The following is a 23,263-nucleotide window of genomic DNA, read 5'->3' as shown; positions in this document are numbered from 1 at the left end:
ATGCCCGGTGCCCGCCGCCCCGGCGAGGAGCCGCTGTGCAGGGGGTGCTGAGCGGTTTCGCGGTGATCGCGGTGGTCATCGGCGTCGGCTATGTGGCCGGCCGCCGGGGGTATCTGGGCCGGCAGGCCCACGAGGTGCTGACGAAGCTCGCCTTCCATGTGGCCTCACCGGCCCTGCTGTTCACCCTTCTCGCCGAGGCGGACCTCTCGGTGGTCTTCTCCGGCCGGCTGCTGGTCACCGCGCTGAGCACGGCCGCGGTGGCCGGCGTCTTCGTCGCGGTGGGTGTGGTACGCCGCTGGGGCGTGGGCCGCACCACCATCGGCGCCCTGTGCTCCAGCTACGTCAACTCCGGCAACCTCGGCATCCCGATCGCCGTGTACGTCCTCGGCGACGCCTCACTGGTGGCGCCGGTGCTGCTGTTCCAGCTCGTGATGGTCACTCCGGTCGCGCTGACGGTCCTGGACCTGGCGACCGCCGGGGAGAAGCTGCCGCTGTGGCAGCGACTGCTCACACCGCTGCGGAACCCGGTCGCGCTGGGCTCGCTGGCGGGGGTGGCGGTGTCGGCGTCCGGCCTGGAGATCCCCGGCCCGGTCATGGACCCGGTGACACTGATCGGCAACATGGCGGTTCCGGCGGTCCTGCTCGCGTTCGGCATCTCGCTGCGCGGCAGCGCCCTGCCCCTGCGGGGCGGTGAGCGCGGTGCGGTGCTGCTCGCCGTGGCGCTGAAGTCGGTGGGTCAGCCGGTGGTCGCCTGGGCGCTGGCGGTGGGGGTCTTCGGGCTGCGCGGTGCGCAACTGCTCGACGTGGTGGTGACCTCGGCGCTGCCGGCCGCGCAGAACATCTTCACGTACGCGAGCAGCTACCGCGTCGGCGAGACCCTGGCCCGGGAGGCGATCCTGGTGTCGACCCTGCTGTCGGTACCTGTGCTGGTGGTGGCGGCGGCGCTGCTGGGGTGACGGCCTTCACCCCAGCAGGGAGGCATCGGCGTCCAGCACCAGGTCAAAGGGCTGCGGCAAGGTGACCGACTCGCCCGATCCCTTTGCGCAAAGGGATCGGTACACCCCGTTCTCGGGGCCGCCGTGCAGCGTGACGGTGGGACCGCCGGGCGCCAAGCCGTCGATCAGGAGGTACAGCGGCACGCCTGCCGCCGCGTACCCCGCTGCCTTGGCCGTCCGGTCGTGGTGCGCGGTGGCCGGGGAAGTGATCTCCACGACGAGTTCTGCCGTGCTCGCGGAAACGAAGTCGTCGTCCCCCTCCCGCAGCTCCCTGTGCGGCACTACGGCCAGGTCGGGAACGTACAGCCCGAGCCGGGAGGGCGTGGCCGTCCCGAGCCACTGGTGGACATCCCAGTCCTGCGGGATCACCTCATAGAGCCGCTGCTGCACCCCGGCGGCGAGGGCCTGGTGAGCGTTCCCGGCAAAGGGCGCCACGGTGACAAGCCCGTCGATGATCTCCACCTTGCAGGGCTTGGGTGCGTCCGTGTGCCACCAGATCCAGACCAGTTCCTCCCAGGCGTTGTCCGCCTTGAGGTAGTCACCGTCGAACACGTCCATGGCGTCATCCAACACACAGAACGGGACCGGTGGCGGTCCACCGATCCCGTTCACCCGAAAGAGCCGTACCCGACAGCGGCCTCCGGCCGCGGGCGCAGGTCAGGCGATGCGTTCCCGCACCACCGGCGTGGCCTTGAAGGCGGTACCGGGGGCCGCGATGTCGTACGAGCCCGCCACCGCCTCGAGGGCGTAGGCGAAGCGGTCCGGGGTGTCCGTGTGGAGGGTGAGGAGGGGCTGGCCCTCGGTGACCGTGTCGCCGGGCTTGGCGTGCAGTTCGACGCCGGCGCCCGCCTGCACCGGGTCCTCCTTGCGGGCGCGGCCCGCGCCGAGGCGCCAGGCGGCGACGCCGATGTCGTAGGCGTCCAGGCGGGTGAGGACGCCGGAGGTGGTCGCCGTCACCACGTGCTGTTCGCGCGCCGTCGGCAGGGCTGCGTCCGGGTCACCGCCCTGCGCCGCGATCATGCGGCGCCAGACGTCCATCGCGGAGCCGTCGGCCAGGGCCTTCGCCGGGTCGGCGTCCTGGAGGCCGGCCGCGTCCAGCATCTCGCGGGCCAGGGCGAGGGTCAGTTCGACCACGTCCGCGGGGCCGCCGCCCGCCAGGACCTCCACCGACTCGCGGACCTCCAGGGCGTTGCCCGCGGTCAGGCCGAGCGGGGTCGACATGTCGGTGAGCAGCGCGACGGTCCGCACGCCGTGGTCGGTGCCGAGGCCGACCATCGTGGACGCCAGTTCGCGGGCGTCCTCCAGGGTCTTCATGAAGGCGCCGCTGCCCACCTTCACGTCCAGGACCAGCGCGCCCGTTCCCTCGGCGATCTTCTTCGACATGATCGAGGAGGCGATCAGCGGGATCGCCTCGACGGTGCCGGTCACGTCGCGCAGGGCGTAGAGCTTCTTGTCGGCGGGGGCCAGGCCGTCGCCGGCCGCGCAGATGACGGCACCCGCGCCGTTCAGGACGGACAGCATCTCGTCGTTGGACAGCAGTGCGCGCCAGCCCGGGATCGCCTCCAGCTTGTCCAGGGTGCCGCCGGTGTGACCGAGGCCCCTGCCGGAGAGCTGGGGGACGGCGGCACCGCAGGCCGCGACCAGCGGGGCCAGCGGCAGGGTGATCTTGTCGCCGACGCCGCCGGTGGAGTGCTTGTCGGTGGTGGGGCGGGACAGCGAGGAGAAGTCCATGCGCTCGCCGGAGGCGATCATCGCGGCCGTCCAGCGGGCGATCTCGGCCCGGTTCATGCCGTTGAGCAGGATCGCCATCGCGAGGGCCGACATCTGCTCGTCGGCCACCTCCCCGCGGGTGTACGCGTCGATGACCCAGTCGATCTGCTCGTCGCTGAGCTCGCCGCGGTCCCGCTTGGTGCGGATGACGGAGATGACGTCCATGGCCATGGCTGGCATTCCTTCCGGAGGGCGAAGAGTGCGGCGCGGCCCCTCCGGCCGACGGTGGCGGCAGTCGACCGGAGGGGCCGCGGGGGAGTTACTCGGCGAGGTGCTGCGGGCCGAAGGCCTGGGGCAGCATCTCCGACAGCGGCAGGATGCCCGCCGGGGTCTCCAGCAGCAGCTCGGGGCCGCCGAACTCGTACAGCAGCTGCCGGCACCGGCCGCACGGGACGAGGATCTCGCCGCTGCCGTCCACGCAGGTGAAGTGCGTGAGCCGGCCGCCTCCGGTGCGGTGCAGCTCCGAGACCAGCCCGCACTCGGCGCACAGGCCGAGCCCGTAGCTGGCGTTCTCGACGTTGCAGCCGGAGACCGTGCGTCCGTCGTCGACCAGGGCGGCGACACCGACCGGGTAGCCCGAGTAGGGGACGTACGCGTGGGTCATGGCCTCGCGCGCGACCGCGCGCAGGGCCTCCCAGTCGATGTCGGCCGTGGTGGCCTCGGGCGGGGTCATCCGCCTTGCCCCTTCCGGTAGGGCAGTCCGTCCGCCTTCGGCATGCGCAGCCGCTGTGCGGACAGCGCGAGGACCACCAGGGTGATGACGTACGGCGTGGCGGAGACGACCTGGTTGGGGACCTCGTTGGTGCCGGCGTACCAGGCGTAGACGAGGGCGCCGACGACCAGGGTGACGAGCGCGTGCACGTACTTCTTGCGGACCACCAGCCAGATCGCGCCGATGAGCAGCAGCAGCGCGCCGAGCAGCAGCAGCGCGTGCACGTTGGCGGAGCCGCCGCGCAGGTTGAGGCTGTCGGTGTAGCCGAAGAGGCCGGCGCCGATGGCGAGGCCGCCCGGCATCCAGTTGCCGAAGATCATCGCGGCGAGGCCGATGTAGCCGCGCCCGCTGACCTGGCCCTCCAGGTAGAAGGGGTTGGCGACGATGGACAGGAAGACACCACCGAGGCCGGCCAGGGCGCCGGAGATGACCACGGCGATGTACTTGTACTTGTAGACGTTGACGCCGAGGGACTCGGCGGCGACCGGGTTCTCGCCGCAGGAGCGCAGCCGCAGGCCGAAGGCGGTGCGCCACAGGATCCACCAGGTCGCGGGGATGAGCGCGATGGCGATGAGGGTCAGCCAGGAGACGTTGGTGACCAGTCCGCCGAGCAGGCCGGCTATGTCGGAGACGAAGAACCAGCCCTTCTCGTTGAGGTCGCGCAGTCCGTCGGACAGCCCCGGCACGGTGAAGTGGCCGAGCGACTCGACCGCCGGGGACTGCTTGGCGGAGCCGCCCTGGTGGCCCTCGAAGGCCAGCGGGGCGAGGTAGCGGGTGGCGCCGAGGGCGAGGATGTTGATGGCCACACCGGAGACGATGTGGTTGACGTTGAAGGTGACGGTGACGAAGGCGTGCAGCAGGCCGCCGAGGGCGCCGCCGATGAGGCCGACGAGGACGCCGGTCCACGGGCCCCACTGGAATCCGGCCCAGGCACCGAACCAGGTGCCGAGGATCATCATGCCCTCGAGACCGATGTTGACGACGCCCGCGCGCTCGGCCCACAGACCGCCGAGTCCGGCGAGGCCGATGGGCACGGCCAGCTGGAGGGCGGTGGACATCTGGCTGACGTTGGTGATGCCGTCCGCGCCGGTGATGATGCGGACGATCGAGACCAGGGCCAGGGCGCCGGCGATGACCAGCAACAGCACGGGCCACGACATGCGGCGGCCGGTGGGCGCCGCGGGCTGCAGCGAGGGCTGGTTGACGTCGGTCGCTGTGGTCGGGGCGGTCATCGGCCGGCCACCTCCTTCGTGGAGTTGTTGTCGGCGCCGAGGACGTGACCCGCGGCGAGTTCCGCGCCGACCCGGCGCTGCTGGCGGCGCAGGCCCCACTCGCGGACGGCCTCGTAGGAGACGACGACCGAGAGCACGATCAGGCCCTGCATGATGACCGCGATCTCCTTGTCGTAGCCGTGGAAGTCCAGCTCGGGCGAGGCCTTGTCGAGCCAGGCCCACAGCAGGGCGGCGAAGGCGATGCCGACCGGGCTGTTGCGGCCGAGCAGGGCGATGCCGATGCCGAGGAAGCCGATGCCGGTCGGGAAGTTCAGGCTGTAGGTGTGGGTGTCGCCGAGCAGGATGGGCAGGCCCGCGAGGCCCGCGAGACCGCCGGAGATCAGCATGGCGCTGAGCACCATGCGCTTGGGGCTGACCCCGCTGGCCGCGGCGGCGGTCTGCGAGGCGCCGGAGGCGCGCAGGTCGAAGCCGAAGCGGGTGCGGTTGAGGACGACCCAGTAGCCGATGCCGAGCAGCGCGGCGAGGACGACCAGGCCGTAGATCTCGCCGGCCTCGCCCAGGTCGATGCCGGGGACCCAGCCGGACTCGTGCATCACGCCGGTGGTGTTGTTGTTGCCGACCTTGACGCCGAAGACGGTCGGCAGCCACAGGTAGCCGATCACGGAGGTCGCGATCGCGTTGAGCATGATCGTGGCGACGACCTCGCTGACCCCGCGGGTGACCTTGAGGACACCGGCGATGCCGGCCCAGAAGGCGCCGGTGAGGACGGCGGTCAGGAGCAGCAGCGGGATCTGCAGGGCGGCCGGCAGGGCGGCGTGGGCGCCGACGATGGCGGCCATCATGGCGGCGAGCTGGTACTGGCCGTCGACACCGATGTTGAAGAGGTTCATCCGGAAGCCGATGGCCACCGCGAGGGCCGCGATGTAGTACATCGAGGCCTGGTTGATGATCAGCACCTGGATGTCGGAGAACGTCGCCTGCTCGAACATCAGGGCGAACGGCTCGACCGGGCTCTTGCCCGAGGCGAGCAGCACGATCGCGCTGAGCACGAAGGCCACGGCGAGCGCGATGACCGGGCCGGCCACCGCGAGGAGCACGCGCTCCTTGTCGAACTTCTTCATCAGCGGGCCTCGTCTTCCGGAGACGCGGGGGCGTCGGCCCGGGTCTCGGGGGTCTCTTCGTGTTCGAGGTGTCCGGTGGCCGCACCCGTCATGGCGGTGCCGAGCTCCTCCGGGGTGATGGTCGCGGGGTCGGCGTCCGCGACCAGTTTGCCGTCGTAGATCACCCGGAGGGTGTCGGACAGACCGATCAGCTCGTCCAGGTCGGCGGAGATCAGGAGAACGGCGAGGCCCTCGCGGCGCGCTTCCCGGATGTGGTCCCAGATCGCGGCCTGCGCGCCGACGTCCACACCGCGGGTGGGGTGGGAGGCGATCAGGAAGCGGGGCCGGTGGCTCATCTCGCGGCCGATGATCAGCTTCTGCTGGTTGCCGCCGGAGAGGGAGGCGGCGGTGACGTCGATGCCGGGGGTGCGGACGTCGTACTTCTCGACGATGCGGCGGGTGTCCTGCTGGGCGGCCTTCAGGTCCAGCCAGACGCCCTTGGCGTTGGGCTTCTCCGTGACGTGGCCGAGGATGCGGTTCTCCCAGAGGGGGGATTCGAGGAGCAGCCCGTGGCGGTGCCGGTCCTCGGGGATGTAGCCGATGCCCTCTTCGCGCCGCCGGCGGGTGGGCCAGGTGGTGATCTCCTCGTCGGCCAGCCGGATGACGCCGGAGTCGGCGGTCCGCAGGCCTATGAGCGCGTCGACCAGTTCGGTCTGGCCGTTGCCCTCGACTCCGGCGATGCCGAGGATCTCGCCCTCGTGGATGGTGAAGCTGATGTCGTCGAGCAGGGCCTTGCCGCCGGGGGCCGCCAGGCGCAGCTTGTCGACGGTGAGCACCGCGCGGTCGGTGACCGTGGACTCGGCGGTCTGGGGCGTCGGCAGTTCGCTGCCGACCATCATCTCGGCGAGCTCGCGCGGGGTGGTCTCGGCGGGTACGGCGGTGCCGACGGTGGTGCCGCGGCGGATGACGGTGATGTCGTCGGCCACGGAGAGGACTTCACCCAGCTTGTGGGAGATGAAGATGACCGACAGGCCCTCCGCCTTGAGCTCGCGCAGGTTGTCGAAGAGCGCGTCGACCTCCTGCGGTACCAGGACGGCGGTGGGCTCGTCGAGGATCAGCGTGGTGGCGCCGCGGTAGAGGACCTTGAGGATCTCCACGCGCTGGCGGGCGGCGACACCGAGCTCCTCGACCAGCAGGTCGGGGCGTACGCCGAGGCCGTAGCGGTCGGAGATCTCCTTGATCCTGCGCCGGGCCTTCGCGCCGATGCCGTACAGCTTCTCGCTGCCGAGCACCACGTTCTCGAGGACCGTGAGGTTGTCGGCGAGCATGAAGTGCTGGTGGACCATGCCGATGCCGCGGGCGATGGCGTCGGCCGGCGAGGAGAAGGCGACCTTCTCGCCGTGGATCGCGATGGTGCCCTCGTCCGGCTTCTGCATGCCGTAGAGGATCTTCATCAGCGTCGACTTGCCGGCCCCGTTCTCACCGACGAGGGCGTGCACGGTGCCTTTGCGGACCGTGAGGTGGATGTCGTGGTTGGCCACGACGCCCGGGAAACGCTTCGTGATCCCGGCGAGTTCGACGGCGGTCACCGATTCGTTGACCGCAGCTCCGGCCGGAGGGCTGCTGGACGCGTTGATGGCGCACTCCTGGGGACGGGGGTCGTCTACGCGCGTAGCGCCCCGACGGCATCAAAGGGGGCGGCACACCGAACCGACGGGGTGCGGGGAGCTTACTCCCCGCACCCCGTCGAGCGGTCGCGACCCCGTGGGTCACACATTGCTCAGGACTTGCGGGCTCAGCTCGACTTGACCTTGATCTCGCCGCTGATGATCTTCTTCTTGGCCGTCTCGAGGACGTCCTGGAGCTTGGCGTTGTCCGCGAACTTCGGGTTCGAGTTCGACAGGCTCACCTCACCCGCCTTCAGATCGCCCCTGAGGATACCGGTCCGGGGACTGCGGTCCTCGACCGACTGCGCCAGCTTGTACACGGACTTGGCGACGTCCTTCATCGCCGAGGTGAGGATCCAGTCCTTGTACTCCGCCAGGGCTTCGTGCTTGTACTGGTCGGAGTCCACACCGATCGCCCACACCTTGTTGGCGGCGGCGGCCTGGATGACACCCTGACCGGACAGACCGGCCGCCGCGTAGACGACGTCGGCCTTCTTCTCGATCTGCCCCTCGGCGGCGGCCTTGCCCTTGTCCGGGCTGGTGAAGCCGCCCTCCTCCGCGGTCTGCGTGAGGAACTGCGAGATGACCTTGACGTCCGGGTTCGTGTCCTTGACACCCTGCTCGAAGCCGGCCCGGAACTTGTGGATCAGCGGGATGTCCACGCCGCCCACGAAGCCCACGACATCGGTCTTGGTGGTCTCGGCGGCGGCGACACCGGCCAGGTAGGAGGCCTCCTCCTCGGCGAAGACCAGGTCGGCCACGTTGTCGGCCTCGACCGTGGCGTCGTCCACGATGGCGAAGGTGGTGTCCGGGTACTTCTCCGCGGCGGCCTTCACCGCGGCGGCGTAGAGGTAGCCGACACCGACGACCGGGTCGTACCCCTGCTTGGCCAGCGAGGTCAGCCGCTGTTCCTTGTCCGCGTCGGTCTCGCCGTCGGTGGGCTCGACGTCGGTGGTCTTGTAGCCGAACTGTTTCTCCGCCTGCTTCAGGCCGGCGTAGGCGGCGTCGTTGAAGGACTGGTCACCCCGGCCGCCGACGTCGTACGCGATGGCGATGCCCTTGTCGCCCTTGGATTCCGACGAGCCGGAAGAGGTCGAGGTACCGCCGCAGGCGGAGAGCGTGAGGGCCAGAGAGGCGGTCGCTGCGCCTGCGACCGTGATCCGGGAAAACCGGCGCATGTGTGGTGCTCCTTCGTACAAGCGCCGGAAGATTCGGCTACGGCGCTGCTCGCCGCAGATTAACGCGCGTAGACCTCCCGGGAAAACCCTTCTGTCCACCTTGTTATGGGCCCGTGGCCAATCCCACCTTCTCACCGTTTCACACCGTTGCCGATCGCGAACGGAGGGTGGCCGTGCGGGGCGCGGGAGTCGACGCACAGGGGCGGGCACCCGCTCGGGTGCCCGCCCCTGTGCTCGGCGTGACGGCCGGCCCTCTGGTACAGCCGACGCTCTCGTACGGCCGGTTGGCGTCACCGGCTCCTGCCGACTACTCCGACTTGACCTTGATGGAGCCGTCGACGATGCCTTCCTTGGCCTTGGCCACGGCTTCCGTGAGGCCCTTGATCTCGGCCATCTTCGGGTTGCTCTCGGAGAGGCCGACGCCGTCCACCTTCAGGTCGAAGACCTGGGTGCCGGTCCGCGGCTTGCCCTCCTCGACGGACTTGGCGAGGGCGTACACCGAACCGCCGACCTCCTTGGTGGCGGAGGTGAGGATGAAGTCCTTGTAGCCGGCGAGGGCTTCCTGCTTGTACTGGTCGGAGTCGACGCCGATCGCCCAGACCTTCGCCTTGGCGGCGGCCTCGATCACGCCCTGTCCGGAGAGACCGGCCGCCTGGTAGACGACGTCGGCCTTCTTCTCGATCTGGCCCTCGGCGGCGGCCTTGCCCTTGTCCGGGCTGGAGAAGCCGCCCTCCTCCGCGGTCTGCGTGAGGAACTGCGAGATGACCTTGACCTTCGGGTCGGTTTCCTTGACACCCTGCTCGAAGCCGGCCCGGAACTTGTGGATCAGCGGGATGTCCACGCCGCCCACGAAGCCGACCGTCTTCGTCTTGGTGGCCTTGGCGGCGGCGACGCCGGCCAGGTAGGAGGCCTGCTCCTCGGCGAAGACGAGGGAGGCGACGTTCTTGCCCTCGACCACGGAGTCGACGATGCCGAAGGTGGTGTCGGGGTACTTCGCGGCCACGGCCTCCATCGCCGGCCCGTAGGCGAAGCCGACGCCGATGACGGGGTTGTAGCCCTGCCTGGCGAGCGTGGACAGGCGCTGCTCCTTGTCCGCGTCGGTCTCGCCCTCGGTGGGCTCGACGTCGGCGGTCTTGTAGCCGAACTCCTTCTTCGCCTGCTCCAGGCCCGCGTACGCGGCGTCGTTGAAGGACTGGTCGCCCTTGCCACCGATGTCGTAGGCGATGGCGAGACCGAGGTCTTCCTTGGTGCCGCCCTTGCCGCCCTTGTCGCCACTGTCACTGCTGGTGCCACCGCAGGCCGTGGCGGCGAGTGCGAGCGACGCGACGCCCACCGCGACGCGAGTCAGTCTGGATATCCGACGCATCTGAAGTTCCCCATTCCGCAAAGCCCCCCATCGGGTGCTCGGTTCGGCGCAGATTAACGCGCGTAGACACTCCTGGGAACGGGGGACCGCGGGGCTGTTATCCATTCGTGCCGCCAATGCGACAAGCGCACCACGCCGCCCCTCCCCCGACGCACGCACGAGCGGAGCGCAAGGGGGAGCTCAAGTGGAGGGAAAACAGGGGCAGTTACCGCAGGGCGTCCAGCAGGGCGGCGGCGGTGAAGAGTTCGACGCCGACGGTGATGGCGTGCTCGTCGACATCGAAGTCGCCCTGGTGCAGATCGCGCACGGTGCGCTCGCCCGGGGGACGGACCCCGAGACGGGCCATGGCACCGGGGACCCGCTCCAGGTACCAGGAGAAGTCCTCGCCGCCGAGGCTCTGTTCGGTGTTCTCCACGGACTCCGAGCCGCGCCGGGCGATCATGGCGTCCCGCAGGAGCTCGGTGACGCCGTCCTCGTTGACCACCGGGGGGACCCCGCGCACGTAGTTGATCTCCGACTTGGCGCCGTGCAGGTTGGCCACCTCGTCGATCGCGGCGACCACGAGGTCGGGGGCCAGTCGCCAGGTGTCCAGGTCGAGGCAGCGCACGGTGCCGGAGAGTTCGGCGTGCTGCGGGATGACGTTGGGCGCGTGGCCCGACTCGATCCTGCCCCAGGTCACGGCGAGCCCGCTGCGGCTGTCGACCCGTCGGCCCACCAGGGCGGGCACGTCGGTGACGACCCGGGCGGCGGCGGTGACCAGGTCGGTGGTCAGATGCGGCCGTGCGGTGTGGCCGCCGGGGCCGTCGAGGGCGATCTCCAGACGGTCGCAGGCGGAGGTGATGGGGCCCTGGCGCAGCCCGACCCGCCCGGCGTCGACCCGGGGGTCGCAGTGCACGGCGATGATCCGCCCGACCCCGTCGAGCGCGCCGTCCACGATGGCCTCGGAGGCGCCGCCGGGCAGCACCTCCTCCGCGGGCTGGAAGATCAGCCGCACCGGCCGGGGCAGCAGGCCCTGACGGTGCAGTTCGGCGAGGACCAGCCCGGCGCCCAGCACCACGGTGGTGTGCACGTCGTGGCCGCAGGCGTGCGCGCGGTCGGGCACGGTGGAGCGGTACGGGCACTCGGTCTTCGTGTCGGGGATGGGCAAGCCGTCGATGTCGGCGCGCATGGCGAGTATGCCCGTGTCCGTACCGATGTCCGTGCCGATGTCCGCGGGCGCGTCGGCGGCGATGCCGGTGTCGTCCGTCACCCCGATGTCACAGATGACACCGGTTCCGCTGGAAAGTACGCGGGGTGCGAGGCCGGCCCGCTCGAGCCGCTCCTTGATCGCCGCGGTGGTGCGGAACTCCTGGTTGCCGAGCTCGGGGTGCATGTGCAGGTCGCGCCGGAACGCGATGAGCTCGGTGCGCAGCATCTCGGGGAGGGCGCCCGGGAGCACCGCCCCTCCGGGCAGATCGACCTCGGACTCCAGTGACATCAGTTGCTTCACCCTTTGAAGGGTAGGACGCCGGGACGGTCCGCTGCTCCCCGATCAAGAAAAATCAGCCCGTCAGGGGAAGAAAAACTGGCGGCCCTGCGCATAACCGTGCGTCGGGACGGGTAAACTCGCCGCTCTTTCAGGGGAGTGCGAGGCTGCCCGGCCACCGGTGCGTGATGTCTGTCACAGCGGCTGTTCCGCTGTGGTCCCGTCCGCGTTCCGCCGTTCTCCGGCACCCGTTTCACCGCACTTCACCTCTCCTCGGTGTACCACGCATCGCCCGACGTACGCGGGCCGGTTCAGGTGACGGACACGGAGCCCGCGTCACCGCCGTCGTCCACGCGTACGGGTGAAAGCGTCTTCGGGGCCCCCGGTTCCGCCGATAGGGTGCGGGACCATGCGTGTCGACCCGGTGGGTGATGTCGCGCGAAAGCCGCCGGTTTCACCGGGCGGTGCGTGCCAGACTGGCGACATGACCACTGAAGCACTGCACCTGACCGCAGCGATCACCCACGAGGGCGAGTGGTACGTGGCACGTTGCCTCCAGGTCGAGGTCACCTCGCAGGGAGAGACCATCGAGGAGTCCCTGGAGAACCTCCGCGAGGCACTGGAGCTGTACTTCGAGGACGCACCTGCCCCCGAGGTCACCGACGTGATCACCGCCCCCGTCGAAGTCCGGCGTGTCGCGTGAGCCCAGCCGTCCCCACCGGCCTCTCCGGCACTGCTGTCGCGAAGGCCTTCGAGCGAGGCGGGTTCGAGCACATCTCCACCCGTGGCAGCCACGCCAAATATCGCAGCGGCGAGCGGACCGTCATCGTCCCCCTCCACCGCTGCCTCGCACCCGGTACCCTCCGCTCCGTCCTCCGCCAGGCCGACTGGACCGTCGAAGATCTTGAGGAGCACCTGAAGTAGTTCACTCACCGGGCCTGAGCAGCCGCGCTGAGCTGATCGAGGATCACGAGATCGTGGCCGAGTGCGTCCAGGTTCGGGGCCTGCTCCGGGCCTCCGCCATTCACCGCACCGGGTACGGGTTCTGACTCAGCAGGAAGCAACCAAGTACGAGAAGCACAGGCAGCGTTGGGGGCCCGCACAGGCGCCCCACACCTGTTTCCATGCCGAGCGGCTTCCGCTCGGCGGTATGCCGGACGATGCTGCCGGGCGGGCCGGGGAAGCAGGCGAAAGCACTGTCGCCGGTCGTTCCCCGGCCCGGGGTCGGCTCAGTGGCCGCGTGCGATCCATTCGGCCAGGTACGGCGCCTCGGCGCCGATCGTGGTGCCGTCGCCGTGTCCGGTGTGGACCCGGGTTTCTTCCGGCAGTGTGAACAGCCTGTCGCGGATGGACCCGATGATGGTGGGGAAGTCGGAGAACGAACGACCCGTGGCTCCGGGGCCGCCCGAGAACAGCGTGTCCCCGGTGAACAGCACCTTGGCTTCGGGCAGGTGCAGGCAGACGGACCCGGGAGAGTGTCCCGGAGTGTGGATCACCTCGAGTGCCGTGCCCGCCACGTCGACGCGTTGCGTGTCGCTCGCGTGCCCGAAGGCCTGGCCGGGGTGGGTCATCTCCCACAACTCCCGGTCGCCGGGATGCAGCAGGACCGGCGCCTGGAGCTCACGGGACAGTTGCGGCGCGACGGTGACGTGGTCGTTGTGGCCGTGCGTGCACACGACGGCCACCACGTTCCGGTCTCCCACCGCCTTGATGATCGCTTGCTCGTCGTGCGCCGCGTCGATGATCACCACCTCGTCGTCGTCGCCGACGAGCCAGACGTTGTTGTCGACGTCCCATGTGCCGCCGTCGAGGGCGAAGACACCGGAGGTGACCACGCGTTCGACACGCAGGCCGCTCACAGGACCACCACCGAACGCAGCACCTCGCCGGCGTGCATGGTGTGAAAGGCCTTCTCGACCTCGTCGAGCGCGATGCGCTCGGAGACGAACTTCTCCAGCGGCAGCCTGCCTTGCAGGTGCAGGTCGACGAGCATCGGAAAGTCGCGCTCCGGCAGGCAGTCGCCGTACCAGGACGACTTCAGGGAGCCGCCGCGGCCGAACACGTCGAGCAGGGGCAGTTCGAGCTTCATCTCCGGGGTGGGCACGCCGACGAGGACGACCGTGCCGGCCAGGTCGCGGGCGTAGAACGCCTGCTTCCACGTCTCGGGTCGGCCGACCGCGTCGATGACGACATCGGCGCCGAACCCACCCGTCAGTTCGGCGATCGCGGTGACGACGTCGGTCTCGCCGGCGTTGACCGTGTGGGTGGCGCCCAGGTCGGCCGCCCAGGTCAGCTTCTTCTCGTCCCGGTCCACCGCGATGATCTTCGATGCGCCCGCCAGCCGCGCCCCGACGACGGCTGCGTCGCCCACGCCGCCGCAGCCGATGACGGCCACCGAGTCCCCGCGGCTCACCCCGCCGGTGTTGACGGCGGCGCCCAGGCCGGCCATGACACCGCAGCCGAGCAGGCCCGCGACGGCGGGGTCCGCGGACGGGTCCACCTTGGTGCACTGTCCGGCGTGGACCAGGGTCTTGTCCGCGAAAGCGCCGATGCCGAGCGCCGGGGTGAGTTCCGTCCCGTCGGTCAGAGTCATCTTCTGGCTCGCGTTGAACGTGTCGAAGCAGTACTGGGAGCGCCCGCGCTTGCAGGCCCGGCACCGCCCGCACACGGCACGCCAGTTCAGGACGACGAAGTCGCCGGGCTGCACCGACTCGACACCTTCGCCGACACTCTCCACGGTGCCGGCGGCCTCGTGTCCGAGGAGGAACGGGAAATCGTCGTTGATACCGCCTTCGCGGTAGGTCAGATCGGTGTGGCACACGCCGCACGCGGCGACCGCGACGACGACCTCACCCGGTCCCGGATCGGGAATCACGATGTCGGTGAGCTCGACCGGAGCTCCCTTGGAACGGGCGATCACACCGCGGACCTGCTGGGGCATCTGAGCTGGTTCCTTCGTCAGTCGGTTGTCAGTCGTCAGAAACGCATGCGCACCGGCGCATGTCCTCCACGACGTTAGCTCCGGGCCGAGGACGGGCGACCTGTGCGACGGACCAGTAGAACCTCGACCTCCGGCCAGCGGCCGGACCGGCTATGGTGCGTGGAATGCTCGACACGAAGGCACCGCCGGAGACGGACCTTCTCGCACTGCGAGAGGTCATCGAGGGCCCGCTGCACGAGATCGCGCGCCGGTTCTCCCGCTTCCTGTCGGACCGGTGGCCGCACACCGCGCTCATCATCTTCACCAGGGAGTGCACCGGCCGGCCACGAAAGGTCACCGGCGCGACCGAAATGACCGACAAGGTCACGATCGACGAACTCGAGCAGCTGAAGGCCCTCCTCGAGCCCGGCCGACCGCTCAGCACCACGGCGGCGATCGGCGGAGCCACCCGCACCGTCTGGGCCGTCCGTGACCCGGTCGGCACGCTGCTCGTCCTCGTGCCGCGCGCCTCCCGCAAGGGGCTCCCGCAGCCCGCCGCGCTGTCGGCCCTCTTCGGGATCGTCGCAACCTCGATCAGCCAACAGGTCGCGCAGGCGAGCCCGGACTACCTCGCCGAGTCGCGCGCGGCCTCCAGTGAGCGGGCCCGCACCATCACCGAGATGGCGACGGCGCATGAGAGTGCGCTGGTGGCCATCCTGAACACGCTGCGCGCCACCGCACTCGACGATCACCGTGCCCGTGTGGCCGCGACCGAGTCCGCTTCCCTCGCGCTGGTGGCGTTGCGCTCCGCCCAGAAGTCCGATCTGGCCCTGAGCGAGGAACCGGCCCCGGCCGCGTTCACGAAGCTGCGCAGGGACATCCGGCACATGCTCAAGCATCACGAAGTACGCGTCGAATTCGTGCCGCCGACCAAGGCGGCGCGGCCGTTGCCCGGAGAAGTCGCCTACGCCGCCCGCGCGATGACGCGGACCGCGGTGCTGGCCTTCACCGCGCAACCGGGTCCGTCGCGCCTGCGCATCGCTTGGACCTGTGACGGCACGTCACTGCGGATCGACGTGCGGGAGCAGGAATCCGGGAGCGTGGACGTGCGCGCGCTGTCACTCCAGCTCGAGGGCCGCGCACGCACGCTCGGCGCCACGGTCAGCCTCGACGCCGTGCCGGGCTGGGGAAGCCGGGCCGGCATCACCCTTCCCTTCGACCCACCGGCCGTTCGAACAGGGGAGACCAGGCTGTCGAGCCTCAACGCACGGGAACAGGAGGTTCTGCACCTTCTTGCGCAAGGCAAGCGGAACAAGGCCATCGCGGACGAACTCGGAATCACCGAGAGCACTGTCAAGTTCCACGTCACCGGAGTGCTGAGGAAACTCGAAGTCAGCTCACGGGGTGAGGCCGCGGCACTGGCCCTGAACGGGTACGAGCAAGGTTCGGTGGCCGGGGGCCGGGAGGGGCAGTGACCGTTGCCGGTCGGCCGGGCTCCCGGAGAGTCACCGTGCGCTCCGCGGGCGGTGGCGCCGTCGCCCACTTCCAGGTGGGCGGTCACCGGCATCCGTTCACGCCGTCGCCACCGCCGACAGGCGGTGGACGTCGCGGGCGGTGCCGGTGACGCCGGAGAGGAAGCCCTGGGCGCGGGGGGAGGCGTTCTCGGTGAGCCAGGCGGGGTTGATGTCGCAGACCGCGATGCGCACCTCCGTGCCGGACAGGGCGAGGGGGAGGGTGTGGACGACGGTCGACGGGAAGCTGAGGACGGTGCCGCCGATGGGGCCCCGGCGGGCGATCAGCTCCAGGGGGAGTTCGGGGCGGACGATCTCGAGGCCCGTCTCTACCGCGAGCCGGTGGAGTTTCTCGGTGCTCTCGCGGCGGTGGGCGAAGTAGCGGGTCGCGCCGTGGGTCTTGGCGAGGGAGCGGACGGCCTCCAGGTAGGCGTCGGCGTCCACCACGCCGGTCTCCACCAGGGATGTGCCCACCATGTCGGCGGTCCTGGTGATGCGGGGCGGGCCGAACCGGGCCCGGGTCCAGGCGAAGGCGTTGGCGCTGACGGTGACTCCGGGCGGGATGTCCGTCACCGGCATCGAGGAGAAGACCTCCACCCGGCGCCGGCCGCCCGGGGTGAGCCTGCGCCGGGCGACGCCGGACACCGGGGCGAGGAGCAGGTCCCGGGGGCCGCGCCGGCCGCCCTTGCGGTGCCAGCGCACCAGGCGTTCGCCGCGCGCGAGTTGACCGACGAACTCCATGGTCGCCGTGCCGTCGTCGACGACGACGAGGTCGCGGGCCCGGGTGATCGTCAGCAGGAGCTGTACGTACCGGGAGAAGGGGTCCCCGAGGAGGACGCGGTCGGCCCGGCGCAGCGGGCCGGCCAGTCCGGCGATGGTCTGGAAGGGTGCGGCGGCTCCGCCGCGCGCCTCCTCCCAGCGGACCTCGTGGCCCTCCTCGCGGGCCAGTTCGGACATGCGGCGCAACTGGCCGCGGGTCATGGGGTCGACGGGGGACAGCACCACGAGGGTGAGCCCCGCGCCGGGCGCATGCGCGTGCGCCCACTCCAGCACGTTCAGCAGCTGTACCGGGCTCTCGACGAAGGCGAGAGTGTGGGAGCCGGCGTTCCCGGCGCGGGGGCTCATCGACGTACGACCGTTCCCGTCGTCAAGGGGATGGTGGGTGGAGGGAAGGTCAGACGGTCAGCGGCTCGCCCGCGGCCGCGGCGATCTCCGCCTCGGCGACGACGCCGGGGACCCGGCGGAGCTTCTTCATCGGGCCCAGCTCGGACTCGTAGACCTTCTTGACGCCGTCGCCGAGGGAGGCCTCGATGGTGCGGATGTCGCGGACGAGGCGGCTCAGGCCCTGCGGCTCGACGGACGCGGCCTGGTCGGAGCCCCACATGGCGCGGTCCAGGGTGATGTGGCGCTCGACGAAGGTGGCGCCGAGGGCGACCGCGGCCAGGGTGGTCTGCAGGCCGGTCTCGTGGCCGGAGTAGCCGATCGGGACGTTCGGGAACTCCTGCTGGAGGGTGTTGATCATCCGCAGGTTCAGCTCCTCCGCCTTCGCCGGGTAGGTGGAGGTGGCGTGGCAGAGCAGGATGTTCTCGCTGCCCAGGACCTCGACCGCGTGGCGGATCTGCTTCGGGGTGGACATGCCGGTGGAGAGGATGACCGTGCGGCCGGTGGCGCGCAGGGCGCGCAGCAGCTCGTCGTCGGTGAGGGAGGCCGAGGCGACCTTGTGGGCGGGGACGTCGAACTTCTCCAGGAAGGCGACGGCCTCGGTGTCCCACGGGGAGGCGAACCAGTCGATGCCCTTCTTCTTGCAGTAGGCGTCGATCTGGCCGTACTCCTCCTCGCCGAACTCCACGCGGTGGCGGTAGTCGATGTACGTCATCCGGCCCCAGGGGGTGTCGCGCTCGATGTCCCACTGGTCGCGCGGGGTGCAGATCTCGGGCGTGCGCTTCTGGAACTTGACGGCGTCGCAGCCGGCTTCGGCGGCGGCGTCGATCAGCTTGAACGCGTTCTCGATGTCGCCGTTGTGGTTGATGCCGATCTCACCGGTGACGTACACGGGGCGGCCGGGACCGGCCTCGCGGGTACCGAAGCGGCGGATGCGGGAGCTGGGGTTCACGGTGCTCATGACGGTGTTTCCTTACTTGGGGAGGGAATCGAGAGAGGGGCCGAGGATCCAGCTGGCGATCTCCCGGATCGCGCCGTCGCCACCGGGGAGGGTGGTGACCGCGCGTGCGGCGCCGCGCACGACGTCGTGGGCGCTCGCGACCGCCACGGGCCAGCCCACGAGGGCGAAGCACGGGAGGTCATTGACGTCGTTGCCGACGTAGAGCACGCGCTCGGGCGCGATGCCCTGTTCCTCGCACCACTGCTTCAGTGCGAGGTCCTTGCGGTCGATGCCGTGCAGCACGGGGAGCTTGAGCTTGCGTGCGCGGGCGGCGACGACCGGGTTCTGTTCCGTGGACAGGATCAGCATCTTCAGGCCCGACCTGCGCAGGGCTCCGATGCCGAGTCCGTCGCCGCGGTGCACGGCGACGAATTCCTGTCCGCCGGCGTCGATCAGCACCCTGTCGTCGGTCTGGGTGCCGTCGAAGTCGAGGACGACCGCGTCGATGTCTTCCGCGGTCGGGAGGGCGTCCGGCCGGCCCGCGTCGAAGAGCGGGGCGAGGGCGCGGGCGCGGGCGAGGTCGTGCGGGTCGTCGATCTCCAGGACCCGCGCGGGGTCGGTGCGGACGAGTTCGGTCCGGCCGAAGAAGCGGTGCTTGTGCTCGCGGAAGCCCACCGCGTCCATCGCGTAGGCGGCGCCGGTCTCCAGGAGGTCCTGGGGCCGGTCCTGGCGGCGGGGGCGGAACGACTTGTCGTGGTTGACGCCGAAGCCTCCGCTGCCACCGTCCGGCTGAGTGTCCGCCGTCGTCGCATCCGTCGCGTCCCGCCAGACGAAGCCGTGGAAGGGAGCCACGGTCACCGCCGTGTCGGCGCCCTGCTCGGCGACCGCGCCGGCCACCCCGTCGATGTCCTCGCGGACCAGGAAGGGGCTGGTGCACTGGACGAGCAGGACGACGTCCACCGGGGCGCCGTGCAGGGCCTCGTGGACGTCCATGGCGTGCAGGACGGCGGCCTCGGAGGTGGCGAGGTCGCCCGCGATGGCGGCGGGGCGCAGCACGATCTCGGCGCCGGCCTGCCGGGCGGCGGCGGCGATGGCCTGGTCGTCGGTGGAGACGACGACGTCCGTGACGTGGCGCGCGGCCCGGCACTCGCGGACGGCGCGGGTCACCAGGGGTACGCCGCCGACCGGCGCGAGGTTCTTCGCGGGCACGCCCTTGGAGCCGCCGCGTGCGGGGATCACGGCGAGTACTCGTCTCACCGGCGCACCGCCCCGGTCCACTTGCGGTTCGGTCATGGGATCAGCTCCTCGAGCAGGAAGGGAGGCGGTCACAGTTCGCCCATCCGACGGACCACCGGGGCCACCCGCTGGACGCCGTGCCGGTAGGCACCGCGCGCCGCGCGGCGCACGATCTGCCGGACCGGTCCGGGCTCCTTGTCGGCGGCGGGGGCGCCGGGCAGCGGGGTGCCGTCCGGGCCGAGGTGGTGGCGGGCGAGCAGGCCGGGCAGGTAGCCGGGCGCGGTGACGGGCGTGTAGTACGGGGCCAGCGGCGGCAGGCCGCCGGGGCGGTCGAGCAGCTCGGCGACGCGTGCGCGGGCGGCGTCGAAGGCGGTGGCATACGAACCGTCCGTGGCCACGCCCTGCCGGGACACCCACTCCTCGTCCGGCACGGGCCGGTGCCCGGCGTCGAGCTGGTCCCAGGAGGCCAGGCAGCCGGAGCCGACGAAGTGGTGGTTGCCGAGCGCCTCGCGCACCCCGAGGTCGGTGAGGACGACGGTCGGGATGCGCCGGTGCAGGGACTCCAGGGCGGCCGTGGAGCTGATCGTGACCAGCAGGTCGGTGCGGTCCAGCACCTCGCCCATGTGCCCGTACACCAGACGGAAGTTGGACGGCGGGTCGAACCGCTGGACCAGCTTCTGGTACGGCAGTTCCTCGATGTGCGTGGTGTGCTCGCCCGGCTTGGAGCGCAGCTTGAGCAGCACCTCGCGCTCGGGGTGCCGGCGGGCGTGCTCGATCAGCCGGTTCAGCAGGTAGGTGCGGTCCTTGCGGCTCTCCGGGACGGAGGGCTGGGCGGCGAAGACGACCGTGTAGGGGTCGCGCTCCCCCTCCCCGGTGTGGGCGGCGCCGCCGAGGAAGGGCAGCGCGACCTCGGTCACCGAGCCGGCGTCGGCGCCCACTCCTTCGTACACGGCGCGGAAACGGTCCGCGTCCTGACGGGAGTTGGCGAGGACGAGGTCGGCGCCGTGGCGCAGCAGCAGGCCGTCGGCGAGCTTCTCGTAGACGACGCCCACGTATCCGGTGACCACGACGGGCCGCTTCGGCCGGCCGGCGGGGCCGTCCCCCCAGACGCGCCCGAGTCCGTGCAGCATCGCCTGGACCCCGCCGCCGACCAGGGCGAGGACCAGGACGTCGTACGGCTCCTCCCGCATGGCACGCAGGAACTGGACCGCGGTCACCTCGTGGAGGGCGTCCGCCTGGACGCCGACCTCTTCGAGCTGACGGGCGGTGGGAGTCGCACGGCCCCGCAGGAGATAACCGTCCAGCCGGATGTCCGAATCCTCCGGGGCGATGCGGTTCGCGGTGAGCGCGCCCCATTTCCACCGGGTGTCGGAATCCGCGAGGACGGCGACTCGCAGGGTCTTCGTTGCACTTACTGGCACGGCGGAGACGCTAGGAAGCAATTTCTAGTAGCGGCCCAACCCGAATCCAACAAATGGTTAACAGAAGATCGCCGAATGCCGAATCGGCCCGTCCGGCGTCCGGAAAAACGTTCGCTTCACTGCTTCGACACGCGTCGTTCATCACGTATCAAGGTGTGGGTAAAGACGGATGACGGGCCGCCGCCTAGCGTCGCCGACGTGCCCAAGCTCTCCGTCATCGTGCCGTTCTACAACGTGCTCCCCTACGTCCCCGATGCCCTGCGGAGTCTGCGCGCCAACGCGCGGGACGACTTCGAATTCATTCTCGTCGACGACTGCTCGACCGACGGGACCGCGGATCTCCTCGCGCGCGCGGAGCGTGAACTGCCGGGGGCGGTGCTGGTGAGACATGAACGGAACGGCGGGCTCGCGACCGCCCGCAACACCGGCATCGACCGGGCCCGCGGCGAGTACCTGACCTTCCTGGACGGGGACGACTGGCTGGCGCCGGGCCACTACGCCCGGCTGGTCTCCGCGATCGAGAAGCTGGACTGCGACTTCGTCCGCACCGACCATGTGCAGTGCACGGCGCGGGCCCGTACCGTGCACCGCGTCCCGCACGGCCGGCGCAACGTGCCTCTCGATCCGCGCGACGCGATCCTCCCCGCCCACCGGACCACCTCCGTCGACTACGCCTACGCCTGGGCGGGCGTCTACCACCGCAGGCTCGTCGAACGGGGCCTGCTGCACTTCACCGACGGACTGCGCACCGCCGAGGACCGGCCCTGGATCTGGAAGCTGCACCGGGAGGCGGAGTCCTTCGCGGTGACCAGCCTGCTCGGGGTGTTCTACCGGCGCGGTGTCTCCTCGTCGCTGACCCAGATCGGCGACGCCCGGCAGCTCGATTTCATTCGCGCGTTCGACCAGGTGGTCGAGGAGACCGCGCGGGATTCCGAGGCGGCGACGCTGCTGCCGAAGGCCGTGCGCACCTACTGCGCCATCATTTCCCACCATCTGGGATCCATCGAAAGGTTCGAGCCGTCCGTGGCCCGGAAACTGAAGGACATGGGCACCGCCGCGCTGCGGCGCATGCCGCAGGACGTGCTCGACGACGCACTCGACTCGATGGACACCGAGCGCGCCACCCGGCTGCGCCGGCTGCGCCGCCGTCCGGTGCCGGCCGCGGAGGTCGCCGCGTGACCACCCAGATCTTCATGGCGTCGACCCTCTACGGAGCGGCCACCCTCGCCGCCGCCCTGGACTCGGGCTGCCTCGCCCCGGCCGGCCGGCGGATCCTGCTGGTCTCCAACAACGCGACGACGCCCGAGACGACGCCCGCCGTGGACGAGATGCCCGGGTTCGAGCGCCTGCGGTCCCGGTTCGACGACGTGCTGTCGTGGAACGAGACCGTCTTCCCGTTCCACCCCGGCAGCTGGGCGCCGCGCCTCGAGGACGTGCCCCTGTGGGAGCGCCATCTGCGGCTGCTGTGGAACCTGGGGGACGACGACGTGGCGCTCGTCGTGGAGTCCATCCAGGTCAACCCGGCGCTCGGGGTGGCGCAGATCTTCATCGACGCGCCCGTCACCGTCTACGCGGACGGTCTGATGAGCTACGGCCCCACCCGCAACAAGATCGACCCGCTGGTCGGCACCCGGGTGGAGCGGTTGCTCCACCTCGACCTGGTGCCGGGGCTCGAGCCGCTGCTGCTCACCGAGTTCGGGGTGGCGCCAGAGGTGGTGGCGACCCCGGCGTTCACCAAGGTGCTGGCCGAACTGTCCGACACCGACGCCGAGTTGCCCGACGTGGCGGAGCCCGCGCTACTCCTGGGCCAGTACCTCTCCGCGCTGGACATCCTCTCCGCCGAGGAGGAGGAGAACCTGCATGTGCGGATGCTGAAGGGCGCGGTGCACCTCGGTCACGGCCGGGTGGTGTTCAAGCCGCACCCCACGGCCCCGGCGCGCTTCACCCGCACCCTGGAGGAGGAGGCCGAGCGGCTCGGCGTCGACCTCACGGTGGTGGACACCCCGGTCCTGGCCGAGGTTCTGTACCAGCGGATGCGCCCGGCACTGGTCGTCGGCTGCTTCTCCACGGCCCTGCTGACCGCGTCCGCCCTGTACGGCCTGCCGGTCGCCCGGGTCGGCACGGACACCCTGCTGGACCGGCTGACGCCCTACGAGAACAGCAACCGGATCCCGGTCACCATCGCCGACGCGCTGCTGCCGGCTCCGACGGACGCGGCGGCGGTCGCCGAGCGGCGCGGGGTCATGGACACCGACGCGCTCGGCGACCTGGTCCGCGCCGTCGGCTTCGCGATGCAGCCGAAGATCCTCTGGGAACTGCGGCCGCAGGCCGAGCGCTACCTGTCCACACGGCTGGACGGCGGCACCCGGCGGTACTTCAAGAAGAGGCGGCTCACCTCCCTGGGCCTGCCCGGCGGCGTTCCGCAGCGGCTGGCGTTCCTGCGGCACAACGCGACGGCGCGCAGAGTGGTGCGGCGCGCGCGGGCCGTCCGGCGCGCGGTCAAGCGGTGAAGGACGACGCGCGGCCGAGCGGCGAGGACCGGTCGGCTGTTCGAAGGGAAGTGTTCATCGTCCATCCGCCCGGAAGCCA

21 protein-coding genes are annotated in these 23,263 nt (G+C 70.6%); 6 read left to right on the top strand and 15 right to left on the bottom strand.

The window, feature by feature from the left end; translation table 11 throughout:
- The first annotated feature begins 35 nt into the window (after positions 1-35).
- Complete coding sequence (locus DIZ27_RS09200; RefSeq protein WP_109377829.1) at positions 36-956, top strand: AEC family transporter; 921 nt, start codon at positions 36-38, stop codon at positions 954-956.
- Positions 957-962: 6 nt separating this feature from the next.
- Here DIZ27_RS09200 and DIZ27_RS09195 read toward each other — a convergent pair whose 3' ends face one another.
- From DIZ27_RS09195 to DIZ27_RS09155, 9 genes are all read right to left on the bottom strand, one after another.
- Positions 963-1,553 (bottom strand): Uma2 family endonuclease, encoded by a 591-nt coding sequence (locus DIZ27_RS09195; protein WP_109377828.1) that lies wholly within the window; start codon positions 1,551-1,553, stop codon positions 963-965.
- 99 nt (positions 1,554-1,652) lie between these two features.
- Positions 1,653-2,930, bottom strand: a complete 1,278-nt coding sequence (locus tag DIZ27_RS09190; protein ID WP_181383455.1) for a thymidine phosphorylase — start codon at positions 2,928-2,930, stop codon at positions 1,653-1,655.
- Positions 2,931-3,024: 94 nt separating this feature from the next.
- Positions 3,025-3,438 carry a cytidine deaminase gene (locus DIZ27_RS09185; RefSeq protein WP_109377826.1) on the bottom strand — a complete coding sequence of 138 codons (414 nt, stop codon included), beginning with the start codon at positions 3,436-3,438 and terminating at the stop codon, positions 3,025-3,027.
- Positions 3,435-4,709, bottom strand: a complete 1,275-nt coding sequence (locus DIZ27_RS09180; protein WP_109377825.1) for an ABC transporter permease — start codon at positions 4,707-4,709, stop codon at positions 3,435-3,437. Before DIZ27_RS09180 ends, DIZ27_RS09185 begins: the two co-directional genes overlap by 4 nt.
- On the bottom strand, positions 4,706-5,830 hold the full coding sequence (locus tag DIZ27_RS09175) for an ABC transporter permease (RefSeq protein ID WP_109377824.1): 1,125 nt from the start codon (positions 5,828-5,830) through the stop codon (positions 4,706-4,708). The genes DIZ27_RS09180 and DIZ27_RS09175 overlap by 4 nt, the downstream gene beginning before the upstream one ends.
- A complete protein-coding gene (locus DIZ27_RS09170) occupies positions 5,830-7,398 on the bottom strand; it encodes an ABC transporter ATP-binding protein (protein ID WP_109377823.1) in 1,569 nt (522 codons plus the stop codon). Before DIZ27_RS09170 ends, DIZ27_RS09175 begins: the two co-directional genes overlap by 1 nt.
- 206 nt (positions 7,399-7,604) lie before the next feature.
- The gene (locus DIZ27_RS09165) at positions 7,605-8,654 is read right to left on the bottom strand and encodes a BMP family protein (protein ID WP_109377822.1); all 1,050 of its coding nucleotides are present in this window, start codon (positions 8,652-8,654) and stop codon (positions 7,605-7,607) included.
- A 307-nt stretch (positions 8,655-8,961) separates the two neighbouring features.
- The gene (locus DIZ27_RS09160) at positions 8,962-10,020 is read right to left on the bottom strand and encodes a BMP family protein (protein WP_109377821.1); all 1,059 of its coding nucleotides are present in this window, start codon (positions 10,018-10,020) and stop codon (positions 8,962-8,964) included.
- Between the two features lie 205 nt (positions 10,021-10,225).
- Positions 10,226-11,497: a M20 family metallopeptidase gene (locus DIZ27_RS09155; protein ID WP_109377820.1), complete on the bottom strand. Its 1,272-nt coding sequence runs from the start codon at positions 11,495-11,497 to the stop codon at positions 10,226-10,228.
- Positions 11,498-11,969: 472 nt separating this feature from the next.
- On the opposite strand from DIZ27_RS09155, the gene DIZ27_RS09150 reads away from it, so the two are divergent.
- Positions 11,970-12,188 (top strand): type II toxin-antitoxin system HicB family antitoxin, encoded by a 219-nt coding sequence (locus DIZ27_RS09150; RefSeq protein WP_109377819.1) that lies wholly within the window; start codon positions 11,970-11,972, stop codon positions 12,186-12,188.
- Entirely contained in the window at positions 12,185-12,409 is a 225-nt protein-coding gene (locus DIZ27_RS09145; protein WP_109377818.1) for a type II toxin-antitoxin system HicA family toxin, read from the top strand. Before DIZ27_RS09150 ends, DIZ27_RS09145 begins: the two co-directional genes overlap by 4 nt.
- Before the next feature lie 305 nt (positions 12,410-12,714).
- Here the strand turns inward: DIZ27_RS09145 and DIZ27_RS09140 are convergent, their stop codons facing one another.
- Together DIZ27_RS09140 and DIZ27_RS09135 are read right to left on the bottom strand one after the other, a co-directional pair.
- Complete coding sequence (locus DIZ27_RS09140; protein ID WP_109377817.1) at positions 12,715-13,344, bottom strand: MBL fold metallo-hydrolase; 630 nt, start codon at positions 13,342-13,344, stop codon at positions 12,715-12,717.
- Positions 13,341-14,426 carry an S-(hydroxymethyl)mycothiol dehydrogenase gene (locus DIZ27_RS09135; protein WP_109377816.1) on the bottom strand — a complete coding sequence of 362 codons (1,086 nt, stop codon included), beginning with the start codon at positions 14,424-14,426 and terminating at the stop codon, positions 13,341-13,343. The genes DIZ27_RS09140 and DIZ27_RS09135 overlap by 4 nt, the downstream gene beginning before the upstream one ends.
- A 164-nt stretch (positions 14,427-14,590) precedes the next feature.
- Here DIZ27_RS09135 and DIZ27_RS48405 point away from each other — a divergent pair, with 164 nt between their 5' ends.
- Entirely contained in the window at positions 14,591-15,880 is a 1,290-nt protein-coding gene (locus tag DIZ27_RS48405; RefSeq protein ID WP_109377815.1) for a helix-turn-helix transcriptional regulator, read from the top strand.
- A gap of 96 nt (positions 15,881-15,976) precedes the next feature.
- Here DIZ27_RS48405 and DIZ27_RS09125 read toward each other — a convergent pair whose 3' ends face one another.
- From DIZ27_RS09125 to DIZ27_RS09110, 4 genes are read right to left on the bottom strand one after another with little or no spacing between them, the layout of a single operon-like run.
- Positions 15,977-17,041, bottom strand: a complete 1,065-nt coding sequence (locus DIZ27_RS09125; protein WP_109377814.1) for a hypothetical protein — start codon at positions 17,039-17,041, stop codon at positions 15,977-15,979.
- Between the two features lie 49 nt (positions 17,042-17,090).
- Positions 17,091-18,029 carry an N-acetylneuraminate synthase family protein gene (locus tag DIZ27_RS09120; RefSeq protein WP_109377868.1) on the bottom strand — a complete coding sequence of 313 codons (939 nt, stop codon included), beginning with the start codon at positions 18,027-18,029 and terminating at the stop codon, positions 17,091-17,093.
- Positions 18,030-18,050: 21 nt separating this feature from the next.
- Positions 18,051-19,310: an acylneuraminate cytidylyltransferase gene (locus DIZ27_RS09115; protein WP_109377813.1), complete on the bottom strand. Its 1,260-nt coding sequence runs from the start codon at positions 19,308-19,310 to the stop codon at positions 18,051-18,053.
- Positions 19,311-19,342: 32 nt separating this feature from the next.
- On the bottom strand, positions 19,343-20,674 hold the full coding sequence (locus DIZ27_RS09110; RefSeq protein ID WP_109377812.1) for a DUF6716 putative glycosyltransferase: 1,332 nt from the start codon (positions 20,672-20,674) through the stop codon (positions 19,343-19,345).
- A gap of 198 nt (positions 20,675-20,872) precedes the next feature.
- Here DIZ27_RS09110 and DIZ27_RS09105 point away from each other — a divergent pair, with 198 nt between their 5' ends.
- Positions 20,873-21,853, top strand: a complete 981-nt coding sequence (locus DIZ27_RS09105) for a glycosyltransferase family 2 protein (RefSeq protein WP_109377811.1) — start codon at positions 20,873-20,875, stop codon at positions 21,851-21,853.
- The gene (locus tag DIZ27_RS09100; RefSeq protein WP_109377810.1) at positions 21,850-23,184 is read left to right on the top strand and encodes an alpha-2,8-polysialyltransferase family protein; all 1,335 of its coding nucleotides are present in this window, start codon (positions 21,850-21,852) and stop codon (positions 23,182-23,184) included. The genes DIZ27_RS09105 and DIZ27_RS09100 overlap by 4 nt, the downstream gene beginning before the upstream one ends.
- Positions 23,185-23,263: the final 79 nt, after the last annotated feature.

The organism is Streptomyces sp. NWU339, assembly GCF_003143855.1.
In the GTDB taxonomy this organism is placed as follows: Bacteria; Actinomycetota; Actinomycetes; order Streptomycetales; family Streptomycetaceae; genus Streptomyces.
This window is presented reverse-complemented; position numbering and strand designations above follow the sequence as displayed.

What these genes read in the sequence shown, in the direction of transcription:
- DIZ27_RS09195 (WP_109377828.1), bottom strand. Translation starts at nt 1,553, where the DNA reads ATGGACGTGTTCGACGGTGACTACCTCAAGGCGGACAACGCCTGGGAG.
- DIZ27_RS09190 (WP_181383455.1), bottom strand. Translation starts at nt 2,930, where the DNA reads ATGGACGTCATCTCCGTCATCCGCACCAAGCGGGACCGCGGCGAGCTC.
- DIZ27_RS09185 (WP_109377826.1), bottom strand. Translation starts at nt 3,438, where the DNA reads ATGACCCCGCCCGAGGCCACCACGGCCGACATCGACTGGGAGGCCCTG.
- DIZ27_RS09180 (WP_109377825.1), bottom strand. Translation starts at nt 4,709, where the DNA reads ATGACCGCCCCGACCACAGCGACCGACGTCAACCAGCCCTCGCTGCAG.
- DIZ27_RS09175 (WP_109377824.1), bottom strand. Translation starts at nt 5,830, where the DNA reads ATGAAGAAGTTCGACAAGGAGCGCGTGCTCCTCGCGGTGGCCGGCCCG.
- DIZ27_RS09165 (WP_109377822.1), bottom strand. Translation starts at nt 8,654, where the DNA reads ATGCGCCGGTTTTCCCGGATCACGGTCGCAGGCGCAGCGACCGCCTCT.
- DIZ27_RS09160 (WP_109377821.1), bottom strand. Translation starts at nt 10,020, where the DNA reads ATGCGTCGGATATCCAGACTGACTCGCGTCGCGGTGGGCGTCGCGTCG.
- DIZ27_RS09155 (WP_109377820.1), bottom strand. Translation starts at nt 11,497, where the DNA reads ATGTCACTGGAGTCCGAGGTCGATCTGCCCGGAGGGGCGGTGCTCCCG.
- DIZ27_RS09150 (WP_109377819.1), top strand. Translation starts at nt 11,970, where the DNA reads ATGACCACTGAAGCACTGCACCTGACCGCAGCGATCACCCACGAGGGC.
- DIZ27_RS09135 (WP_109377816.1), bottom strand. Translation starts at nt 14,426, where the DNA reads ATGCCCCAGCAGGTCCGCGGTGTGATCGCCCGTTCCAAGGGAGCTCCG.
- DIZ27_RS48405 (WP_109377815.1), top strand. Translation starts at nt 14,591, where the DNA reads ATGCTCGACACGAAGGCACCGCCGGAGACGGACCTTCTCGCACTGCGA.
- DIZ27_RS09125 (WP_109377814.1), bottom strand. Translation starts at nt 17,041, where the DNA reads ATGAGCCCCCGCGCCGGGAACGCCGGCTCCCACACTCTCGCCTTCGTC.
- DIZ27_RS09115 (WP_109377813.1), bottom strand. Translation starts at nt 19,310, where the DNA reads ATGACCGAACCGCAAGTGGACCGGGGCGGTGCGCCGGTGAGACGAGTA.